The organism is Thiomicrospira cyclica ALM1 (assembly GCF_000214825.1).
Classification (GTDB): domain Bacteria; phylum Pseudomonadota; class Gammaproteobacteria; order Thiomicrospirales; family Thiomicrospiraceae; genus Thiomicrospira; species Thiomicrospira cyclica.
The window spans coordinates 150,455-170,953 of record NC_015581.1 but is presented as its reverse complement, the minus strand read 5'-3'; the positions used below and the strand labels follow the sequence as shown (position 1 = coordinate 170,953).

The window sequence follows — 20,499 nt, the reverse complement described above, 5'->3', positions numbered from 1 at the left end:
ATTTATTGCACTTGAATTAACCGCGAATAGCGATAATATCGTCTTCACGCATGACTAATAATTCTTCGCCATCAACCTTAACTTCTTGGCCAGCATACTTACCAAACAATACCTTATCGCCAACCTTTACGTTCATTGCAATAAGGTTACCGTTATCGGCCGCTTTACCTGGACCAACGGAAACAACTTCACCTTCCGCAGGCTTTTCTTTAGCTGAATCAGGAAGCACGATACCGCCTGCAGACACTTTTTCTTCTTCAAGACGACGAATGACCACACGGTCATGCAAAGGTTTAATACTCATTCAAAATACTCCTATGTGATTAACAGATGCCAGCTAAGGCAAGATTAGGTTTGCAATAGATAAGCACATAACATTTATCTTACTGCTTTTAATACCACCCTTTAATGGGACTTGAAAATAGCAATTCAAGGGTCAAACATAAAAAAAATTTAAAAAAATTTAATAAACATTGCTCCAGCCCCGCCATATCGATGGTAGTATAGCCTTCTCAATTAAACTGCTTCAAATATCAATAATTTGATTAATAGCATTAATACATTTTAAGGCAAAAAAGACACATAAATATTTATTAGGTACTATGGCACACTCAAAAACGGCATTTCAGATAAATCCCCCGGTATTTATTAGCTCGGCGATTCTAACTCTAGCGCTAGTCGCTTTTACCATTATCTTTAACGAATTGGCCGCAAGCCTCTTCTCCTGGACACTCAGCTGGATATCCACACAACTTGGTTGGTTTTATGTCCTTGCTGTAGCGGGTTTTTTAGTTTTTATCGCTTTTATCTCACTGTCACGATTTGGCAATGTCAAACTTGGTAGTGATCACAGCAAGCCTGAGTTCACTAACTTATCTTGGTTTGCCATGCTGTTTTCGGCAGGGATGGGCATCGGCTTAATGTTCTTTGGAGTTGCAGAACCGGTAATGCATTATGTTAGCCCTCCGGTTGGCGATCCAGCGACGGCTGAAGCAGCACGCCAAGCCATGCGGATCACCTTCTTCCACTGGGGTGTTCACGCGTGGGCAATCTATGCCATTGTGGCCATGTCTTTAGCCTACTTTGCCTTCCGTCACGATATGCCAATGACAATTCGATCATCACTGTATCCATTAATTGGCGACCGTATTCACGGCCCAATTGGTCATGCCGTGGATACCTTTGCCGTAATCGGTACTTTGTTTGGCGTGGCCACTTCGCTTGGTTTTGGGGTCATGCAAATTAATGCCGGTTTAAACTACCTATTTGACATCCCAGTAGGCATTACAACACAGGTTATTCTTATCGCTGTTATTACGGGCATAGCCACTATTTCCGTTGCCTTAGGATTGGCAGGTGGTATCCGTCGTTTATCGATTTTAAATATGATCTTGGCCGCAGCCCTGCTTGCTTTTGTATTAATTACTGGTCCTACGGTTTTCCAACTGCAAACCCTCGTTCAAAACACTGGGATGTACATTTCACAATTGTTAGACATGACGTTTAACCTCTATGCCTATGAACCTACCGACTGGATCGGCGGTTGGACATTGTTCTATTGGGGCTGGTGGATTGCTTGGGCACCCTTTGTTGGGATGTTTATTGCCATGGTGTCAAAAGGTCGTACCATTCGTGAATTTGTGCTAGGCGTATTACTGGTTCCTGTCGGCTTTACCTTTATGTGGATGACCTTCTTTGGTGGCACGGCTTTACATATGATTATGGTTCAAGGCATAACCGAACTTGCTGACGCGGTTGCTGCCGATACCTCGGTAGCCCTATTCCAGTTCTTAGAACACTTACCGCTGTCAAGCATTACCGCGATTATTGCGACGCTGTTAATCATTACCTTCTTCGTCACTAGCGCCGACTCAGGCTCTCTGGTTGTTGATAGACTGACTTCTGGGGGCACCGGTGTCTCGCATACCTGGCAACGTATTTTCTGGGCCGTTATTCAAGGCATATTAGCCGCAGGCCTGCTATTGGCCGGTGGCTTGGGTGCGTTGCAAACAGCTACCATTGCCAGCGCGTTTCCATTTGTCATCATAATGATCTTAATGGCCTGGGGACTCGCTCGCTCACTGCGTCTCGATGTTGCTAAGCATTCAACGCTCGCGGCACCCCGTTTAACTGATAGTCAAATGGATTGGAAATCTCGTTTAAAAACCTTAGTGAGCATGCCACAGAAAAAAGAAGTATTGAAGTTTATCGACAGTAGCGTTACACCGGCACTTAACGAGGTATCTTCTGAGTTTAAAAAGCAAGGCCTCGATGCTCGCGTCCAGCGTGGTGAAGATGGGCGCGCCTGGTTAGAAATTCGCCATGATGATCACATTGACTTTTTCTACTCTGCCCGTCCTCAAGCCTATGAGCCAACCGCGCTTATTATGCGCGATGCTGTAGAAAAGGTCGCAGACGCTAAAAAATACTACCGCATTGAAGTCCACTTAGGCGAAGGCGGTCAAGATTATGACATTATGGGCTGGACCAAAGACACCATCTTAAACGATGTCTTAGAACAGTACTCGCGTCATGTTACCTTCTTAAATCAAGTTAATAATTAATAGGAAATCAGCTAAGGATGTCTATGCAACAAAAACAAAAACACGCTACAAAACTGACTCTTAAAACTTTAGTGTTAGCTATGGCTAGCACCGCACCAGCAAGCGTTTTAGCGGCTGTTGATATTGATTTTTACGGTTCCTTGCGAATGCAAGCAGAAGCGGTGCACCCGGATTCGAGCGCGGAGTTTGCTAATGGCGGCAACAGCAGCTACAGCAACATCCGTGACGCCTATTCAAGGTTAGGTATTACCGCTAATTGGCAAGCCAATGACGCCATTAATGTCTTTGGACAACTTGAGGTACCGATTGATACCGCAAATTTTAAAATTCAAGACCCTTACGATGATCGACGTGATTTGCGTGTAGCGCAAGTAGGAGTTTCTGGTGACTTTGGCACCCTGGCCTACGGTCAAATGTGGCTACCTTTCTATAACGCGATTTCCTATAAGGTTGATCGCTTCAGCACCTACTACAGTGGCTATGCCACTCTCGCTTTTTTCCGCGCTTTCAATACAGTGAGCTACTACAGCCCCGATTTTAATGGCGTTTCATTTGGAGCTGGTGCCGTTATCAAAGACACTTCAGACCGAGCTGATACATTTGACGATAACCGCTACCAATTTACTGCAACCTATAATGCCAATGGCACCGACTTTTCTATTGGTATTGAACAAGTTGATGACAATAAAGATACTCGCCTATTAGGCGCCGCTTTAGGTCAACAAATTGACAATCTTTACCTAGGAATTAAACTTGAGCAATCTAGTGCGAAAGGGTCAGCTGATGCAAATGTCTTTAACCTCTACGCCGACTACACCTTCAATGACTACACGTTCAAAGCGATGTATGCGGATGTCGATGGTTTTGGTGGCCAAATCTTCCATCTAGGTGCGGACTATCAATACAGCAAAAATCTAAAGACGTTTATTGAGTTCTATCAACAAGAAAGTGTCAACGCCCTAGCCGCAGAAAAAGCCGGTGGCTCGGGCAGTTTCCGCAATCCCCTTGGTGACTTTGAACCCGACGCTAAGAAGGGCGGTGGTAAAGCCGTTGCGGTCGGTTTCCGTTACGACTTTTAAGCTTTAAGCTGAGGTGCCTGCTCAGTAGTTGACTGTGACACTGCTGCTTCCACTTCAGATTCAGACACGACCGGATCCTCTGTTGCCTCAACAAGATCTGGTCGATGTTCTTCAACCCATTCATCATCTTGGCGTGGATCCATCTCAGCCAAAACGTCCGCTGACGTCGCCGGCACCGCCACATACACATTCATCTGATCATCCGGAATCCGTTCACTCATTAAGGAATAGATCCCTAGCACCAGTGCTACCAGCGCCAGCACCGCAAAAAAGAGTGTTGTTGAAATCCCTAAAGCCACCCCGAGCACTAGCGGTGCCACAAACGAGCCCGAGCCATACGAAAAGAGTAGCGTTCGGCTAATCTCCACCAAATCCTTACTCTCGTCCATCTCATCGTTTGCACGTGCGACACTGAGAGGATAAATACTAAACAAACTCATACCCAATAAAAAACCAAGCAAATACAACACGTACACAGAATCGGTTACCAGCCCTGATACTAACATCAATAACACCAACACACCGACACTAAAAAAGCCGGTCCAAGCCAGTAAACGTCTACGCCCAAAACGATCCGACAATAACCCCACCGGCCATTGAGCAACCAAGCCACCTAAAATGGTTAGCGCCATAAAAAAGGCGACAACACTGGCTTGATTCGTGACGTTCAATGCAAACAATGGCATCATGGTATAAAACGCACCCACAAAGACGCCGCCCACAAAACTACCTAACAAGGCTAAGGGTGCGATCGCATAAATTTTCGGCATACTATAGCGCTCGAAAGGCTTTAGAATCGGCTGGGTAATCCGGGTGATCGCAATCATAAACAATGACCAAAGCACCAACACGGAACCCAAAATAAACACTTGCACCGGCTCAACATCAAATGTCAAAATTAGCTGCCCCAGTGCAGTGGACAGGAAGAAAATAATGGTATAAATGGCCAGCACTTTGCCGCGGTCCTGGGTCGAGCTTTTCTCATTTAGCCAACTCTCCAAAACAATCAACAGCGCATAATAGGCAAATCCCGATACGAAGCGTAGCAAAGCCCAAAACCAAGGATCATAAAAAAGTGCGTGACCGAGAAAGGCAATCACCATAATCGCGGAAAAGGCCGAAAAACTTCGCGCATGTCCGACAGTAACAATGAGTTTTTGACTAAATACCGCGGCCAGCATGGCGCCCAAAAAAAACGCCGCGTTGATCAGGCCAATCACGGATTCAGATAGACCATCTTGCTTTAAAAATACGCCAATGAAGGTCATTAGCATGCCATAACCGGTGGCAAGTAATGCAATGGCTAGGAATAATGACGAAATGGGGAGGAGGGTTTTTTTAAATAACATGGCGCCAGTATAACCAGATGGACAAGGGTTTTAAACCGTTACCCTATAGTTTTACAACACCACAAGATTATCACGATGAATCAAAGATTCATCATCGACATAACCAAGAATTTCGGCAATTTTGGTACTGGGTTGGCGTAAAATTCGCTGAGCTTCATCCCAATCATAATTAACCAGTCCTCGGGCGACCTCGTGCTGCTGCTGATCCACACACACCACCATATCGCCCCGCTTAAACTGACCTGACAAAGCGACGACGCCAACCGGTAAAACGCTTTTACCATGCGCACGCACAACCTTGGCCGCCCCATCATCAAGAGTCAGTTGACCACGAACCTGTAAATGTCCGGCCAACCACTGTTTACGTGCGGTCATCGGCTCTAAGTCGGGTACCAGCAAAGTGCCGTAATCTTCACCCGCAAAAAGTTTTGGCAGAATATCCGCTTCTCGACCCGAAGCAATTAAGGTTGCCGTACCTGAGCGTGCCGCACGTTTCGCGGCCATCACCTTGGTATACATGCCGCCACGCCCTAATGCACCACCAAGAGGGCTTGCCATCGCCTCGATATCCTTGCGACTGACTTGGGCCTGTTTAATTAACTGAGCCTGAGGGTTTTCACGCGGATTACTGTCATACAATCCCTGTTGATCGGTCAAAATCACTAAAACATCGGCGCCAATTAAGTTGGCCGTTAAAGCAGCCAGGGTATCATTATCACCAAAGCGAATTTCATCGGTTACCACGGTATCATTTTCATTGATGACCGGAATTACCCCATGCTCAACCAAGGTTTGAATAGTAGAACGAGCATTTAAATAACGCGCGCGATTGGATAGATCATCATGGGTCATTAAAATTTGCGCGGTGTGTAAGCCACTTTTCGCAAACTCGGATTCATAGGCTTGAACTAAACCCATCTGACCCACAGCCGCAGCGGCCTGCAACTCGTTCAATGCCGTTGGTCGCGTTTTCCAACCTAAACGCTGCATCCCTTCGGCCACTGCACCAGAGGATACAATAATTAGCTCAACACCCTGATTACGCAACAGCACCATTTGAGCAACCCATTTCGCCAACTCTGTTTGGTTGAGACCTGAACCGTCATTGGTTAAGAGTGCGCTACCAAGTTTAATAACCCAGCGTCGCGTTTGAGATAGGGCCAAACGATCCATCTTATTCCTCTCCCCGCTCCACAGGTAAAGCGTCAATTTGTGCTTGTTGTGCCGCCGATTTACGAGCAATTAATCGCCAACCAATTTGTTGCATCAAGGTTTCAGTATAGGTACGCTCTGCCGCTGAAATAGCATGGACTTCCCCTTCCCAACCGATAGCCGCAACAATGTCATCGCAACGCGCCTTGGCATCTTCTTCAGGTAGCAGATCGATCTTATTTAGAACTAGCCAACGCTCCTTACCTGCTAATTCCTCGCTGAACTTCCCGAGTTCGACCTCAACTGTTTTGAATGCGGTTACCGGATCACTGTCATCAATCGGTGCAACATCAACTATGTGTAATAACAACCCAGTGCGTGATAAATGCTTTAAAAATTGCACGCCGAGGCCAGCACCCTCTGCGGCACCTTCAATTAAGCCAGGAATATCCGCGATAACAAAACTGTTTTCCGGTGAAACACGCACCACCCCTAAATTCGGGTAGAGGGTAGTAAACGGGTAGTCTGCCACTTTTGGACGGGCCGCTGAAACCGCTCCAATAAGACTAGACTTGCCAGCATTAGGCATACCCAATAAACCAACGTCGGCCAGAACGGTCATCTCAAGACGCAACTCACGGGTTTCGCCATCCTCCCCTAAGGTATGTTGGCGAGGCGTGCGATTAGTTGAACTTTTAAAATGCACGTTACCCAAACCGTGACGACCACCCTGCGCCACAACCAAACGCTGCTCATGCTCGGTTAAATCACCAATTAACTCCTGCGTGTTTTCATCAAACACACGTGTACCCACAGGTACAGGAACAATTAAATCCTCACCGGCACGACCGGTCTTTTGGTTACCCATGCCTGCTTGACCGTTCTGCGCTTTGTAACGTTTAGTAAAACGAAAGTCCACCAGGGTGTTTAGATTCAGATCTGCTACAAATATGACGCTGCCACCATCACCACCGTCGCCACCATTCGGACCACCAAATGGAATGTATTTTTCACGGCGAAAACTTACCACACCATTGCCACCGCGCCCTGCTTCGACGACTATATGCGCTTCATCAACAAACTGCATTCCAAACCCATACCCTGATTATTCATCATTAAATCCAATAAAAAACGCCCCGCACTTTAAAAGTACGAGGCGTCATTTTAGCACAGCGTAAACTTTGCTAATTAAGCAGTCTGCTCAATAATTTCAACGTAAGTACGTACCGGCTTACCTTTGCTTACAAAAGCAACTTGACCTTCAGCTTTTGCATACAAGGTATCATCCTTGCCACGACCTACGTTCACACCGGCGTGGAATTTAGTGCCACGTTGGCGCACAATAATGCTTCCCGCTGTAACTGTTTCGCCACCGAAACGCTTAACGCCTAAGCGTTTGGCATTAGAGTCGCGACCGTTACGCGTACTACCTGCGGCCTTCTTATGTGCCATGGTTGAACCCTCTTGTTAACTTAACTATCACTAACGCAATAGTATCAGAAAAATAATTTACAACTTAGGCTGAAATACCAGTGATTTCAACTTCAGTAAAGTTTTGACGATGGCCTTGCTTCGAGCGAGACTTGTTCTTGCGACGGCGGAATTTGATGATTGTTACTTTTTTACCACGACCGTTACCAAGAACAGTTGCAGCAACTTTAGCACCTTCAACAACTGGCGTGCCTAATGTAACAGACTCACCTTCACCGACCATCAAGACCTGGTCAAATTCAACGTTATCACCCTCATTAAGATTTAAAGACTCAACGCGAAGTGTTTGACCTTGACGAACTCGATACTGCTTACCACCGGTTTTAATTACGGCATACATTTGTAACATCTCCCGGATTGAAAATTCTGCTAAGATGCGGAAGCATTCGTGCGCGACCCTGCGCAAGACCGTCCGGCATAATAGTAAAGGCGGGATTATATAGATTTTTATCCACTAGGTCAAAATAATTTCCAACTATCTAACGTAATTTTTGCGCGCCACCCTCGTGAAGCTAACAAATACGCTAGAAACGACTTAATTTACCCAATATTACCCGCTCAAAAACTTTAAAAAAAGCACGTTTCGTAATAAACTTGCAAACCATTTAAGTCATTCTTAACCAAGGTAATTGCGCATGACGCTTGCTGACATCAAAGACCTTATGGCCGACGACCTTCGCGCCACTGACAAGCTCATATTAGAGCGCCTGGCTTCTGATGTAGTGCTGATTAATCAAATCGGTCATTACATTATTAACAACGGTGGTAAGCGCTTACGCCCTTTGATCGTGCTGCTCAGTGCCCGCGCCTGTGGTTACCAAGGTACACATCATCTGACTATGGCCGCTGTCATTGAATTTATTCACACATCAACCTTACTTCATGATGACGTGGTTGATGAGTCCAATACCCGTCGTGGCAACAAAACAGCTAATGAGGTATGGGGGAATGCCGCGAGTGTTTTGGTTGGAGACTTTCTTTATTCACGCGCCTTTGAAATGATGGTTAAACCTGGCCTTATGTCAATAATGCAGATTATGTCGGAATCCACCAATGTTATTGCTGAAGGTGAAGTGCTGCAATTACTCAACTGCCATGACGCAGAAACAGATGAACATCGCTATATGGACGTTATTGAACGCAAAACAGCCAAACTGTTTGAAGCCGCCGCCCTAATGGGTTCTGCACTGACACAAAAAACACATTGGGATGAAGCTCTCGCTGCCTATGGTCGTCACTTAGGTGCCGCATTTCAGCTGATTGATGATGTTTTAGACTACACTGGAGATGCGGCGGCTCTAGGTAAAAGCTTAGGGGATGATTTGGCTGAAGGCAAGCCTACCCTACCACTCATTTATGCGATGCAACAAGCCAGCAAAACCGATGCCGCCACAATCAAGGACGCTATTGAAGCGGGGGATATTTCTAAAATCAGCCAGGTTACTGCGATTATTCAGAGTACCGGCGCGATTGGCTACACAATAACCATAGCTCAACAGCAAGCCAAGCTTGCACAAGCCGCTGCTGCAGCTCTACCTCGCTCGCCATACCAACAAGCGATGAGTGCTTTAGCTGACCTTGCTGTGAATCGTAATCACTAATTTAACGTGACGATCAGCATGTAAAACCTAGAATGGGACATCGTCATCATCAAAGTCATTCGGTTGATAGGCTGGACGCTGTTGAGCTGCTGGCTGCTTAGCCGCTGAGCGTGGCGCTCCACCGCCTTGCACCGGGGGCTGTGCATATCCACCCGAAGCAGCGGCAGGACGTGCCGGCGCAGCACCATAATTGGACTGGTCATAAGCATCACCGCCCATAGAGCCCATGCCACCCGCTGACTGACCGCCTTGACGATTACCACCGCCAAGCATTTGCATCACGCCACCACCCTGATCAATAACAATTTCAGTAGAGTACTTATCTTGGCCTGTCGCTTGATCCTGCCATTTACGAGTTTGCAATTTACCCTCAAAGTAAACCTGCGAACCTTTTGTTAGATATTGTTGCGCTATTTCAGCCAGTTTGCCAAAAATAACTACGCGATGCCATTCCGTTCGTTCTTGACGTTCGCCTGTTGCACGATCATTCCATTGCTCACTGGTTGCGACACTTAAATTCGCAATCGCATTACCATTGGCGGCAAATCGAACCTCAGGGTCACGACCCAGGGTGCCTACTAAAATAACTTTGTTCACTCCACGCATCGCTTACTCACTTTTCTCTTGCTTGCTTAAAATAGTCTAACAGCGCTGTTTCATCGACCACTTTTCGATCAATCTTGAAATAGGCTTGTTGTTCGTCTGGGATTACGACGGCTTCAAACACACCATCATAAGCACATAATTTTTGTTCCAACGACGGTACTTCACTGGTTAATACCGGCCCAACAGACACCGATGCAATACTCCAAGGCATGGGTTTTTGCATGGTTGCTGCCAAAGCGACCCAAATAATCGCCAGTGACATCGTAAATAAGAATAAGCCATTATAACCATAAAACTGGAAGAAAAAGCCACCGACCGCACCCCCAATCGCAGCGCCCATAAATTGGCTACTGGAATAAACGCCACTGGCTGTCCCTTTTTTATCCGCTGGCGAAAGCTTAACTACCAGGGATGGCAAAGACGCCTCAAGTACGTTAAATGCCGTAAAGAATAATAATAACAAAACAAACAACAAAAACAAGCTTTGTTGATAAACTGCAAAACCTAATTGGGTTAAGGCAATCATAGCAATCGCGCCAACAAAGATCATCTTCATTCGGCCTCGGGACTCGGCTTGAATAATTAAGGGCACCATCAGCACGAAGGACAATAACATCACTGGCAGATAAATTTCCCAATGACTCATAGAATCCATACCACCCTCATCTCTCAAAATGAATGGAATCGCCACAAACATTGCCGTTAAGATAGCATGCAAAATAAACACGCCAACATCCAATCTTAACAACTGGGTATTTTTAACCACTTGTAGCAACTGACTCGGCACCGCTTCTGCCTCACGTTGAAACCGTTGTTCGGTTATAGGTGGCAAAGCAACCCACACCAATAGCATCGCCAAAAGCGCCAAAGCCGCAATGACCCAAAAAATACCGCGCACACCAATAAACTCAGCTAACAAAGGTCCCAGCACGAGCGACAGCGTAAAGGATAATCCGATAGTAATACCCACAATAGACATAGCTCTCAAACGATAGGGCTCACGCACAAGGTCAGACACACTCGCCGTTAACACCGCTGCCACCGCACCCGCACCCTGAATCGCGCGCCCTAAAATCATCATTTCAATCGACTCGGCGAGCGCACAAACAATCGAGCCGATCAAAAAAATGATCAAACCCAATTGAATTAGTGGCTTGCGTCCAAAACGATCCGACAACATCCCATACGGAATTTGTAACAAGGCTTGCGTTAAACCATAAGCACCAATCGCTAAACCAATTTGAATCCCGGTAACATTGGAAAATTCTTGCTCTGCAAACAAGGCAAAGACCGGAAAAATCATAAACAAGCCGAGCATTCTGGTTGAAAAAATACTGGCAATTGAAAACGTTGCGCGACGTTCTAGTGGATTCATGCGCCGCGATAAGGCATCTGACATATCGACCCTTTTTGTCATCAACCTAACCATGAAAAACATGCTTAAGCCAAAACTGTAATGTTAAAAATAATGCCGTTGATTATACCAAACAATCTACGAGGACACGCCATGCATATCCAACCCTATGTAATCAGCCTCTTATTGCTTCCGGGTACATGGCAAACGAGTTATTGAAGGTTTAAGCCGTGATATCGCGCAACTGCCGGATTTTTTGCTGAATCAGCTGGCGTTTTTCGTCACTCATCGCATCTAGGTGCCGCACCTGCATACCCAAACGAGGATGACCACGAAACTGCTCTTGATGCCGCTCAATAAAACCCCAGTAGAGGGTGGTAAAGGGGCAGGCCTGCTGACCAGTTGCTTCTTTGGGGCTATAGGGGCAGTGTTGGCAATAACCCGACATTTTATTGATGTATTGTCCACTGGCAATGTAGGGCTTACTGGCCATTAAACCGCCATCGGCAAACTGGCTCATGCCCAACACATTGGGCAATTCCACCCATTCCACCGCATCGACGTACATGGCTAAATACCAGTGATGCACCTGCTCAGGTTTCGCTTGCCACAGCAGGGCAAACAATCCTGTCACCATCAGGCGCTGAATATGGTGACCATAGCCATGCTCCAGCACCTGACCGATTGAATCTTTTAAACAAGCCATTTCGGTGTCGCCTGTCCAATAAAAACCCGGTAAGTCCTGCTGGGCATCCAAGGCATTCATATGTAACCAATCCGGCATATAGGACCAGTACAAGCCGCGCACATATTCGCGCCAGCCTAAAATCTGCCGAATAAAGCCCTCTACCGCATTCAGGGGCGCACGCCCTTGTTGATATGCTTGCTCGGCGGCGGCAATCACTTCACGCGGATTAAGCAGCTTGAGATTAAGCGCCACAGATAATAACGAATGATACAACCAGGCCTGGTTCGACCACATGGCATCCTGATAATCGCCAAACTTGGTGAGTCGGTTAGCGATAAAGTCGTCTAATGCCTGTAACGCTTGCGCACGAGTCACCGGCCAACCAAACTCATCCAGTTGGCCGGGGTGATTGGTAAACTGGGTTTGCACCTGCGCCATCACCTCCTGGGTAATTTGATCAGGCGCAAATCGCACAGGTTCCGGCACGGCTTGTGGACCCGCTTTACCAAAACTTTGCCGATTATCGGCATCATAATTCCACTTGCCGCCGAGCGGTTTTTTACCGCCTGTTGTGAGGTCCATTAAAACCCCTGTGCGCTGGCGCAAATGCCGATACCAATATTCCATGGTCGGTTTTTTTCGCCCCGCCAGCCAGGTCTTAAATTCACCGGGTTCGGCAATAAAATGCACATCAGGCAAAACATTCAATGGGGTTGCTGTTTGCTGACAGGCCAATTTAATCTGCTGCAACACGCGATAATCACCCGGTAGCACCAACTCAACTGAGCCAACCGGATGACGAGATAAAAAGTCCTTCAAAGCCAGTTCAAAACTGACAAAATCATGACTGCCCAGCTCAAGATAATGCAACGACCAGGCATGCTGACGCAGCTGCTCGGCAAAGTGGCGCATCGCGCTTAAAAACAAGACTGTGCGTTGTTTATGCGATTTAACATGAGTCGATTCCTCGGGCAGTTCGGCCATCCACACCGCATCCTGCTTTGCATCAAAATCCTGCCAAACCAACGAATCCTGGTTTAACTGATCACCTAATACCACCACCAATTTTCTAATCATTTTGTTTCCCATGTTTTGCAGACCGCCGACAACGCTCTGAACAATAAATGACACTCTCCCAGTCCTTCGCCCACTTTTTTCGCCACACAAACGGACGCAAACACACCGGACAGATTTTGCTTGGCAATTCCGACTTTTTTCGCATTTTCATTTAAAACAAACTCAATTGTGGATGATCTGAGCCGATACTGGTGGTTTTTTTAGACCGACGCCGACTGGCTGAACGCAAGCGGCTACCATGCTTTTGAAAAACCTGTTGCGCTTGTGCCTTGGCCGTCGGCTGCTTGCGCAAGCTCGCCAGTTGTTGCTTCGCATCGCGCGCCGCCTGAGTCAAATCAACAATTGGCCAAGGATAATTTTGCCCTAATACCAGGCCTGCTTGTGCCAACCATTCCGGCGCGGCATCCCAGGGCGCGTGAATAAACGCCGCATCTAACTCAGCCAACTCAGGGCACCACTGCTTAATAAAACGCCCATCTGGATCATGGTCTTGCGACTGTTTAACCGGGTTATAAACACGCATTGCATTAATTCCCGTGGTGCCCGATTGCATTTGCACCTGCGAATAATGAATCCCCGGCTCATAGTCGGTAAATAGCCCCGCCAGTAAAGGTGCCGTGTCGCGCCAATCCAACCACAACTGATAACTGGCAAAACTCATCACCATTGCTCGCATCCGAAACGGCAGCCAGCCGGTATGAAGCAAACAGCGCATACAAGCATCCACCAATGGCACGCCGGTTTGTCCCTGATACCAGGCCTGCAAACGCTCAGGATGAGTGCCTCGGCTACGTAACAACTCGGTTTCCGCTTGCAAACAACAAAACTCGAGCTCCGGCTCAGTTTCCAGTTTTTGCATAAAATGGCTTTGCCAGTGCAGCCGCGATACAAAGGCACCCAATGCTCGAGAATTTTTCTCGCCCGCCGCACGAGTGGCATAAGCGGCCTGCAGTACCTCACGAATCGATAAACTGCCCCAAGCTAAATGGGGGCTTAAGCGCGAACTGGATTGACGCGATGCCAAGGGCTTGGCAATGTCGTACAAATAACGCGTTAGATGGCATTGCAAAAAATCGGCTAGGCGCTGCTCACCGCGCCGACGCCCGCCCGGCTGGCTTTGCTCATTGGCCACAATCGGCGCAGGTAAATAACCCGCAACTTGCTCGGCAAGCCATGAACCACTGAGGCTGGGCGTCCTCACCAGGCCTGATAAGGATGAAGGCGCCGTCAGTAAAGGTTGCTGAAAAAACTGCTCGGCTTGACCCTGCCAATGATCTCGTTGCGTAGGGCCGCGTTTAATCGGATGCTGGGCAAGCTCATACCAAGCAATCTGCTGTTCATTTAACCAGTGTTTAAGCCGTCGATCCCGTTGAAAAGTCCACCCATTTCCGGTTTCTTGATGCGACCAAACCGCACTAATGTGATACTGCTGGCGCAACTGACTGAAAACTGTTTCAACCTCGCCTATGGCAAACATCAAGCCTTGCCCGAGCGAGCGCAAATCGGCATCTAAATCCACTAAACAATCGGCGACAAACCGCCATTGCCGCAGACTGGCATCTGGTTGTTGCCAAAGCTCGGGTTCAAAAACGTAGACGGGCAATACCGCACCCTGTTGGGTGTGTTGGGCCTGTTGGGCGGCAAAATGCAGCGGTGTATGATCATGAATACGCAAATCGCGCTTAAACCATACGAGTTGCACACTGGGCTTGCTTTGATTAGCCGGACTATCCATAATCTAGCTCAGAAGTTTATCAAAACTAAATTATAGGCATTGCCGACAAAAAGTGATACTGGTGCTATACAACCAAAAAAGATAACACCGTGAAAGGAAAACCCGTGACGAGATTACTGCGCGGCCTGCTCGATGGCGCGAGTCAGCTTGGCTTGCACCTCAGCGGCCACCGTTTGTATAGCCGCATCATCGGTTAAACAACTTAATAGATACACTGGTTCAATCATGCCAATTTTTACTTGTCCCTGCTCGGTAAATACCGAAATACGACAAGGCAGCGCCATATTCAAGCGCATATCGGCAGCTAAAACACGTGAAGCATCACCCGGACCACAGACTTCAAACACGCGACATTCTTCTGCAAAATCAAATCCCTTACTACGCAAGGTCGCGCCTAGATCATGAATATGCAGCACCCCAAATGGAATCGAGGTTACCGTAATACTTAAGGCTTCGCAGGCCTGCTCAAAGGTTTTCTCGGTCGTCATTACACAATACATCATCACTCCTTAACCTGCATTACGCGGGTAACTGAAAGTTAGTCCAAATTAATTGGCGAGCAAATTTTTCGGTAAAGTTATCCGCATCCACATCATCAATCCACTCCGGTTCGCGCATCCCACCAGGATAATAGGCATAACCAATTTTATACTCTTCACCCATGCGCCCAAGTACAAAGGTTAATTTGGCACGAGTAACACTTAAAACCAGGGAACAGGTCTTATTCGAGTTTATTTCACAACGTACCACCGGGTTTCCGGAATTATTTAAGCCCGCCACATCTGCTTGAGCTTGCAATAGGCTATACAGCTGTTCATATTCAGTCATCAGTTATCTCATTTAAGCCAATCAAAAACGCCAGTATACTGGAAAATTTGCCTTGAAAGCTATGCTTGCGCTTCGCTAAAGGTCGCAAAACGTTCCAAACGATAATAATTATTCAAGCCACTGATACCGACACTGTTCAAAGCGGTTAAATCCAAGCCACCGTCTGGCGCATAATGCGGCTGTTCAATCCAGACGTGTTCAATTTGACCAATAATAATCACCGTACCATTATGCTTAACTGGCATTTCATCAACAAATCTTAACCCATATTTAACCTGCGATTCCGCCACAAACGGTGCCGAAAAGCCATCAATATAAGCGGGGGTTAAGCCCGTAGCGGCAAATTCAGAAACCTCAAGCGGATATTTAGCCGAGGTTTGATGCGCCTTATCCGCCCAATCAGGATGCACATGATTGAGGGTGTAACAACCGTTACTCACCAAATTATCATAACTATGCCGAGCCACATCACCCTTCGAGCGCAACACCATACCTATCAATGGTGGACTACTGCCCATATGAAACACCGAGCTAAACACCGCTAAATTGGTACCACCCTTAACATCCGCCGTGCCGACAAGGTTGGCGGGCTTGATGCCGGTAATCGAGTTAATTAATTGAATTTGTTCCGGTTTGGACAGATTTGCCAAGGCTTGCGCATTTAATTGCATAGACGACTCACAGTTAACGGTTTGATTTAGTAGAAGTTTAATCTAACCAGACCTGGTTACCTTGAACAAAATGCGCAAACCCTAATCAGCTTTTCACAAAAACAACAGCTTAGCGACTTTAAGGAAAAATTAAGCCACTCGTCGCCAGGCCTGGTTGTTGAAACGGCGCAAAAATGAATCATGTTATAATCCATCTTTTGCTTAATTTGGCGGGTTGGTCATGCTTGAGAAGATTATTATTCGTGGCGCGCGAACGCATAACTTAAAGAATATTGATGTTACCCTGCCGCGCGATAAGCTGATTGTTATTACCGGCTTATCCGGTTCGGGAAAATCGTCATTGGCGTTTGATACGATCTATGCCGAAGGCCAGCGCCGTTATGTCGAATCTTTGTCTGCTTATGCGCGCCAATTTTTATCGGTGATGGAAAAACCCGATTTAGACCATATTGAAGGCTTGTCACCGGCGATTTCAATTGAGCAAAAATCCACCTCGCACAACCCGCGCTCGACCGTTGGTACGGTCACCGAAATTTACGATTATTTACGTTTGCTCTATGCCCGCGCTGGCACGCCGCGCTGCCCAACCCATGATGTCGATCTTGAAGCACAAACCGTCAGTCAAATGGTCGACCGCACCTTAGAACTGCCCGAAGGAACCAAGTGTTTATTAGTCTCACCAGTGGTACGGGGGCGTAAGGGCGAACACAATAATCTTTTGGATGAACTGCAAGCACAAGGCTTTATTCGTGCCCGCATCAATGGCCGCTTGATGGATCTAGACGGCTCGATTGCACTGGATAAAAACAAAAAACACGATATTGAGGTGGTCATTGACCGCTTTAAGGTGCGCGAAGACCTCAAACAACGCTTGGCCGAGTCCTTTGAAACGGCACTGCGTTTATCGGATGGCTTGGCGCGAGTAGTACCGATGGACGAAGAGGATGACTTTGAATTGTTATTCTCGGATAAGTTTTCCTGCCCACATTGCGGCTACAGCGTGCCGGAACTCGAACCGCGTTTATTCTCGTTTAATAATCCGCATGGCGCCTGCCCCAGCTGTGATGGGCTGGGCATTAAAGAAAGCTTTGATCCAAGTCGAGTCATTACCCATCCGGAATTGAGCTTGGCCGGTGGCGCGATTCGTGGCTGGGATCGTCGCCACAAATATTATTACGATATTTTATTAGCGGTAGCGACCCACTATGGCTTTGATATGGAAACGCCCTGGTCGGAGCTGGATGACAAAGCCCGTCAAATCGTCCTGTATGGTTCTGGGCGTGAACGCTTACCCTTGCCGCACGGCAAATATTCCGAAGTACGTCGTTTTGAAGGCGTTTTGCCGAATATGGAGCGCCGCTATATCGAAACCGACAGCAAAACCGTGCGCGATGAGCTGGATAAATACCGCGTTACCACGCCGTGTAAAACCTGTGGTGGCGAGCGATTAAACGAAGCGGCGCGTCATGTGTTTGTCGCAGACATTACCCTGCCTAAACTGACCAACAAGTCAGTTGGCGAGCTGTATGGGTTTTTTGATCAGCTCAGCCTACCTGGTGCCAAAGGCCAGATTGCCGCGCCGATCTTAAAAGAAGTGCGCGAACGCTTGTCATTTTTGGTCAATGTCGGACTGAATTATCTGACCCTTGACCGCAGCGCCGATACCCTCTCCGGTGGCGAAGCGCAACGGATTCGCCTTGCTAGCCAAATTGGCGCAGGCCTGGTGGGAGTGATGTATGTCTTAGATGAACCGTCGATCGGCCTGCATCAACGCGATAATGACCGTTTACTGCGCACCCTGACTCATTTGCGCGACCTTGGCAATACCGTGATAGTGGTCGAACATGATGAAGACGCCATTCGCGCGGCAGACTATGTGCTCGATATTGGCCCCGGCGCGGGGATTCATGGCGGGCGCATTATGGCGCAAGGCACACCGGATGAAGTCAAAGCCAATCCGCAATCGCTCACCGGCCAATATCTCAGCGGTAAACGCAAAATCGAAATACCGACAGCAAGGGTGAAGCCGGGCAAAAACTGGTTGAAAATTATTGGCGCAACCGGCAATAACCTGAAAAACGTGACCCTAGAGATTCCAGCAGGTCTGCTAACCTGTATTACCGGGGTATCCGGCTCAGGTAAATCGACCTTGATTAACGAAACCCTGAGCAAAATCGCCGCGCGTGATTTGAACGGTGCGTTAAACGAACCGGCACCTTACGAGAAGGTTGAAGGCTTGCAACATTTTGATAAGGCGGTCAATATCGACCAAAGCCCAATCGGTCGCACGCCGCGTTCAAACCCAGCCACCTATACTGGCCTATTTACCCCAATTCGTGAGCTGTTAGCTGCGACACCGGAATCGCGCACTCGTGGTTATAACCCGGGACGCTTTAGTTTTAACGTCAAGGGCGGCCGCTGCGAAGCCTGTCAGGGCGATGGCGTAATCAAGGTTGAAATGCACTTCCTGCCGGATGTCTATGTGCCTTGTGATGTCTGTCATGGTCAACGCTATAACCGCGAAACCCTGCAAATTCAGTATAAGGGTAAAACCATTCATGATATTTTGGAGCTAACCGTTGAAGACGCACGGGCATTTTTTGATGCGATTCCGGCCTTGGCACGCAAACTCCAAACTTTAATGGATGTTGGCTTGGGCTATATCAAACTCGGCCAAAGTGCCACCACCCTGTCCGGCGGTGAAGCCCAGCGCGTCAAGCTAGCCAAAGAACTGTCTAAGCGCGATACCGGCAATACGCTGTACATCCTGGACGAACCGACCACCGGCTTGCACTTCCACGATATCGAACAACTGATGAAAGTCGTCTATGAGCTACGGGATCGCGGCAATACCATTGTAATTATCGAGCACAACCTCGATGTCATTAAAACCGCGGATTGGCTAGTTGACCTTGGTCCAGAAGGTGGTGCTGGCGGCGGCCAGATTATCGCCACCGGTACGCCCGAAGATGTGGCGAATAACTCCGATTCGCACACAGGTTACTATCTAAAATCCTGGTTAAAATAACCTTGAAATAGATAACCACTCGATTAAAACCTTGCAGCCGTTTTTATTGGTCACTCGCTTCGATTTTTGCTAATTCGGTATGCAATTGCGCCAACAGCTCCCGCGCTAAAGCCTGTTTCGATTGCGTCGGCAAGGGGTATTCACCATTCGCCGTAATCACCAACAACGCATTATCACTCACCTCAAAGCCTAAGCCGGCACCCACCTGATTCGCGCAAATCATATCCAAACCTTTTTGCACCCGCTTGTGACGGGCATAATCGGCGACGGCTTCGGTCTCGGCGGCAAAGCCGACCAAATAAGGTTTATCGACCTGTTGTGCAACCCAAGCAATAATGTCTGGGTTTTTAATCAACGTCAGCATAAGCTCATCTTGGTTGGCTTGTTTTTTTATCTTGTGTGCTGCCGGTTGCGCCATCCGGAAATCGGCTACAGCTGCGGCACCGATCATAACGTCAACACCGGAATAGTGAGCTTGCACTTGTGCCAACATCTGCTGTGCTGAACGGACATCAATACGAGTGACGCCCGGCGGCGTGGCTAAATTAACCGGTCCGGTAATCAAAATGACTTCAGCACCTTGCTGGGCCGCGGCGGCGGCTAAGGCGAAACCCATTTTTCCGGAACTGCGATTACCGATAAAACGCACCGGGTCTAAATCTTCAAAAGTTGGACCCGCGGTTATTAAAAGCTTTTTACCCAACCAGGCCTGCTGCTGCGCGGTCTGTCGCGCAAAAAAATCCGCAAAAAAATCTGCAACCACTGCGGCAATCTGCTCAGGCTCAGCTAAACGACCGGCACCAACATCCCCGCAGGCCTGCTCGCCTTCGCCCGGTTCAATAACCTGCCAGCCCCGCGCAATCAGTACGGCACTATTGTCTTGGGTGGCCGGATTCGCCCACATCTGCTGATTCATCGCAGGCGCAAACAGCACCGGCCGATCACTGGCTAAACACAGGGTGGTCAGTAAATCATCGGCCATGCCGATACGCAACCGTGCCAATAGATTAGCCGATGCCGGTGCGAGTAAGATCAAATCCGGCCAGCGCGCCAATTCGATATGCCCCATGCCATTCTCTTGCGCTAAATCAAACAGACTATCTCGCACCGGACGCCCGGATAGCGCCTGAAATGACAGCGGCTGGACAAATTCTTTTGCACCCGCCGTCATCACCACCTGCACCTGATGCCCTGCCTTCACCAGCAAGCGTACCACTTGCAAGGCTTTATAGGCCGCGATACCGCCACTGACCCCCAATAAAATCTTCATAGCTTT

19 protein-coding genes are annotated in these 20,499 nt (G+C 47.9%); 4 read left to right on the top strand and 15 right to left on the bottom strand.

The window, feature by feature from the left end:
- Positions 1 to 16 precede the first annotated feature (16 nt).
- Positions 17 to 304, bottom strand: a complete 288-nt coding sequence (gene groES / locus THICY_RS00895; protein ID WP_013834732.1) for a co-chaperone GroES — start codon at positions 302 to 304, stop codon at positions 17 to 19.
- Positions 305 to 602: 298 nt separating this feature from the next.
- Here groES and THICY_RS00890 point away from each other — a divergent pair, with 298 nt between their 5' ends.
- Together THICY_RS00890 and THICY_RS00885 are read left to right on the top strand one after the other, a co-directional pair.
- Positions 603 to 2,564, top strand: coding sequence for a BCCT family transporter (locus THICY_RS00890; RefSeq protein WP_013834731.1), 1,962 nt, complete (start codon positions 603 to 605; stop codon positions 2,562 to 2,564).
- A gap of 23 nt (positions 2,565 to 2,587) precedes the next feature.
- Positions 2,588 to 3,643 (top strand): porin, encoded by a 1,056-nt coding sequence (locus tag THICY_RS00885; RefSeq protein ID WP_013834730.1) that lies wholly within the window; start codon positions 2,588 to 2,590, stop codon positions 3,641 to 3,643.
- Here THICY_RS00885 and THICY_RS00880 read toward each other — a convergent pair.
- The 5 genes from THICY_RS00880 to rplU all read right to left on the bottom strand — a co-directional run bounded on the left by THICY_RS00880 (position 3,640) and on the right by rplU (position 7,975).
- Positions 3,640 to 4,992: an MFS transporter gene (locus THICY_RS00880; RefSeq protein ID WP_013834729.1), complete on the bottom strand. Its 1,353-nt coding sequence runs from the start codon at positions 4,990 to 4,992 to the stop codon at positions 3,640 to 3,642. The two genes, THICY_RS00885 and THICY_RS00880, sit on opposite strands and share 4 nt — an antisense overlap.
- A 51-nt stretch (positions 4,993 to 5,043) precedes the next feature.
- Entirely contained in the window at positions 5,044 to 6,165 is a 1,122-nt protein-coding gene (gene proB / locus THICY_RS00875) for a glutamate 5-kinase (protein ID WP_013834728.1), read from the bottom strand.
- 1 nt (position 6,166) lies between these two features.
- Positions 6,167 to 7,231: an Obg family GTPase CgtA gene (gene cgtA, locus THICY_RS00870; RefSeq protein WP_013834727.1), complete on the bottom strand. Its 1,065-nt coding sequence runs from the start codon at positions 7,229 to 7,231 to the stop codon at positions 6,167 to 6,169.
- A 101-nt stretch (positions 7,232 to 7,332) separates the two neighbouring features.
- Complete coding sequence (gene rpmA, locus THICY_RS00865; RefSeq protein ID WP_006459558.1) at positions 7,333 to 7,596, bottom strand: 50S ribosomal protein L27; 264 nt, start codon at positions 7,594 to 7,596, stop codon at positions 7,333 to 7,335.
- A gap of 64 nt (positions 7,597 to 7,660) precedes the next feature.
- Positions 7,661 to 7,975, bottom strand: coding sequence for a 50S ribosomal protein L21 (rplU, locus tag THICY_RS00860; RefSeq protein WP_013834726.1), 315 nt, complete (start codon positions 7,973 to 7,975; stop codon positions 7,661 to 7,663).
- A 295-nt stretch (positions 7,976 to 8,270) separates the two neighbouring features.
- Here rplU and THICY_RS00855 point away from each other — a divergent pair, with 295 nt between their 5' ends.
- Positions 8,271 to 9,236 carry a polyprenyl synthetase family protein gene (locus THICY_RS00855; protein WP_013834725.1) on the top strand — a complete coding sequence of 322 codons (966 nt, stop codon included), beginning with the start codon at positions 8,271 to 8,273 and terminating at the stop codon, positions 9,234 to 9,236.
- 27 nt (positions 9,237 to 9,263) lie between these two features.
- Here the strand turns inward: THICY_RS00855 and ssb are convergent, their stop codons facing one another.
- The 8 genes from ssb to THICY_RS00820 form a co-directional block, all read right to left on the bottom strand.
- Positions 9,264 to 9,842 (bottom strand): single-stranded DNA-binding protein, encoded by a 579-nt coding sequence (ssb, locus tag THICY_RS00850; RefSeq protein ID WP_013834724.1) that lies wholly within the window; start codon positions 9,840 to 9,842, stop codon positions 9,264 to 9,266.
- A gap of 7 nt (positions 9,843 to 9,849) precedes the next feature.
- The gene (locus THICY_RS00845) at positions 9,850 to 11,241 is read right to left on the bottom strand and encodes an MFS transporter (RefSeq protein ID WP_013834723.1); all 1,392 of its coding nucleotides are present in this window, start codon (positions 11,239 to 11,241) and stop codon (positions 9,850 to 9,852) included.
- Positions 11,242 to 11,419: 178 nt separating this feature from the next.
- On the bottom strand, positions 11,420 to 12,973 hold the full coding sequence (locus THICY_RS00840) for a cryptochrome/photolyase family protein (RefSeq protein WP_013834722.1): 1,554 nt from the start codon (positions 12,971 to 12,973) through the stop codon (positions 11,420 to 11,422).
- Positions 12,954 to 13,106: a DUF2256 domain-containing protein gene (locus THICY_RS08680; RefSeq protein ID WP_013834721.1), complete on the bottom strand. Its 153-nt coding sequence runs from the start codon at positions 13,104 to 13,106 to the stop codon at positions 12,954 to 12,956. The genes THICY_RS00840 and THICY_RS08680 overlap by 20 nt, the downstream gene beginning before the upstream one ends.
- A 6-nt stretch (positions 13,107 to 13,112) precedes the next feature.
- Complete coding sequence (locus THICY_RS00835) at positions 13,113 to 14,696, bottom strand: FAD-binding domain-containing protein (protein WP_013834720.1); 1,584 nt, start codon at positions 14,694 to 14,696, stop codon at positions 13,113 to 13,115.
- A 113-nt stretch (positions 14,697 to 14,809) separates the two neighbouring features.
- Positions 14,810 to 15,199, bottom strand: coding sequence for a DUF302 domain-containing protein (locus THICY_RS00830; protein ID WP_322787139.1), 390 nt, complete (start codon positions 15,197 to 15,199; stop codon positions 14,810 to 14,812).
- Between the two features lie 16 nt (positions 15,200 to 15,215).
- Positions 15,216 to 15,524 (bottom strand): hypothetical protein, encoded by a 309-nt coding sequence (locus THICY_RS00825; RefSeq protein WP_013834718.1) that lies wholly within the window; start codon positions 15,522 to 15,524, stop codon positions 15,216 to 15,218.
- 59 nt (positions 15,525 to 15,583) lie between these two features.
- Positions 15,584 to 16,195, bottom strand: coding sequence for a flavin reductase family protein (locus THICY_RS00820; protein WP_013834717.1), 612 nt, complete (start codon positions 16,193 to 16,195; stop codon positions 15,584 to 15,586).
- Positions 16,196 to 16,415: 220 nt separating this feature from the next.
- On the opposite strand from THICY_RS00820, the gene uvrA reads away from it, so the two are divergent.
- Positions 16,416 to 19,223 carry an excinuclease ABC subunit UvrA gene (gene uvrA, locus THICY_RS00815; protein WP_013834716.1) on the top strand — a complete coding sequence of 936 codons (2,808 nt, stop codon included), beginning with the start codon at positions 16,416 to 16,418 and terminating at the stop codon, positions 19,221 to 19,223.
- A gap of 43 nt (positions 19,224 to 19,266) precedes the next feature.
- On the opposite strand, the gene coaBC is transcribed toward uvrA, so the two are convergent.
- Positions 19,267 to 20,493: a bifunctional phosphopantothenoylcysteine decarboxylase/phosphopantothenate--cysteine ligase CoaBC gene (coaBC, locus tag THICY_RS00810; RefSeq protein ID WP_013834715.1), complete on the bottom strand. Its 1,227-nt coding sequence runs from the start codon at positions 20,491 to 20,493 to the stop codon at positions 19,267 to 19,269.
- Positions 20,494 to 20,499: the final 6 nt, after the last annotated feature.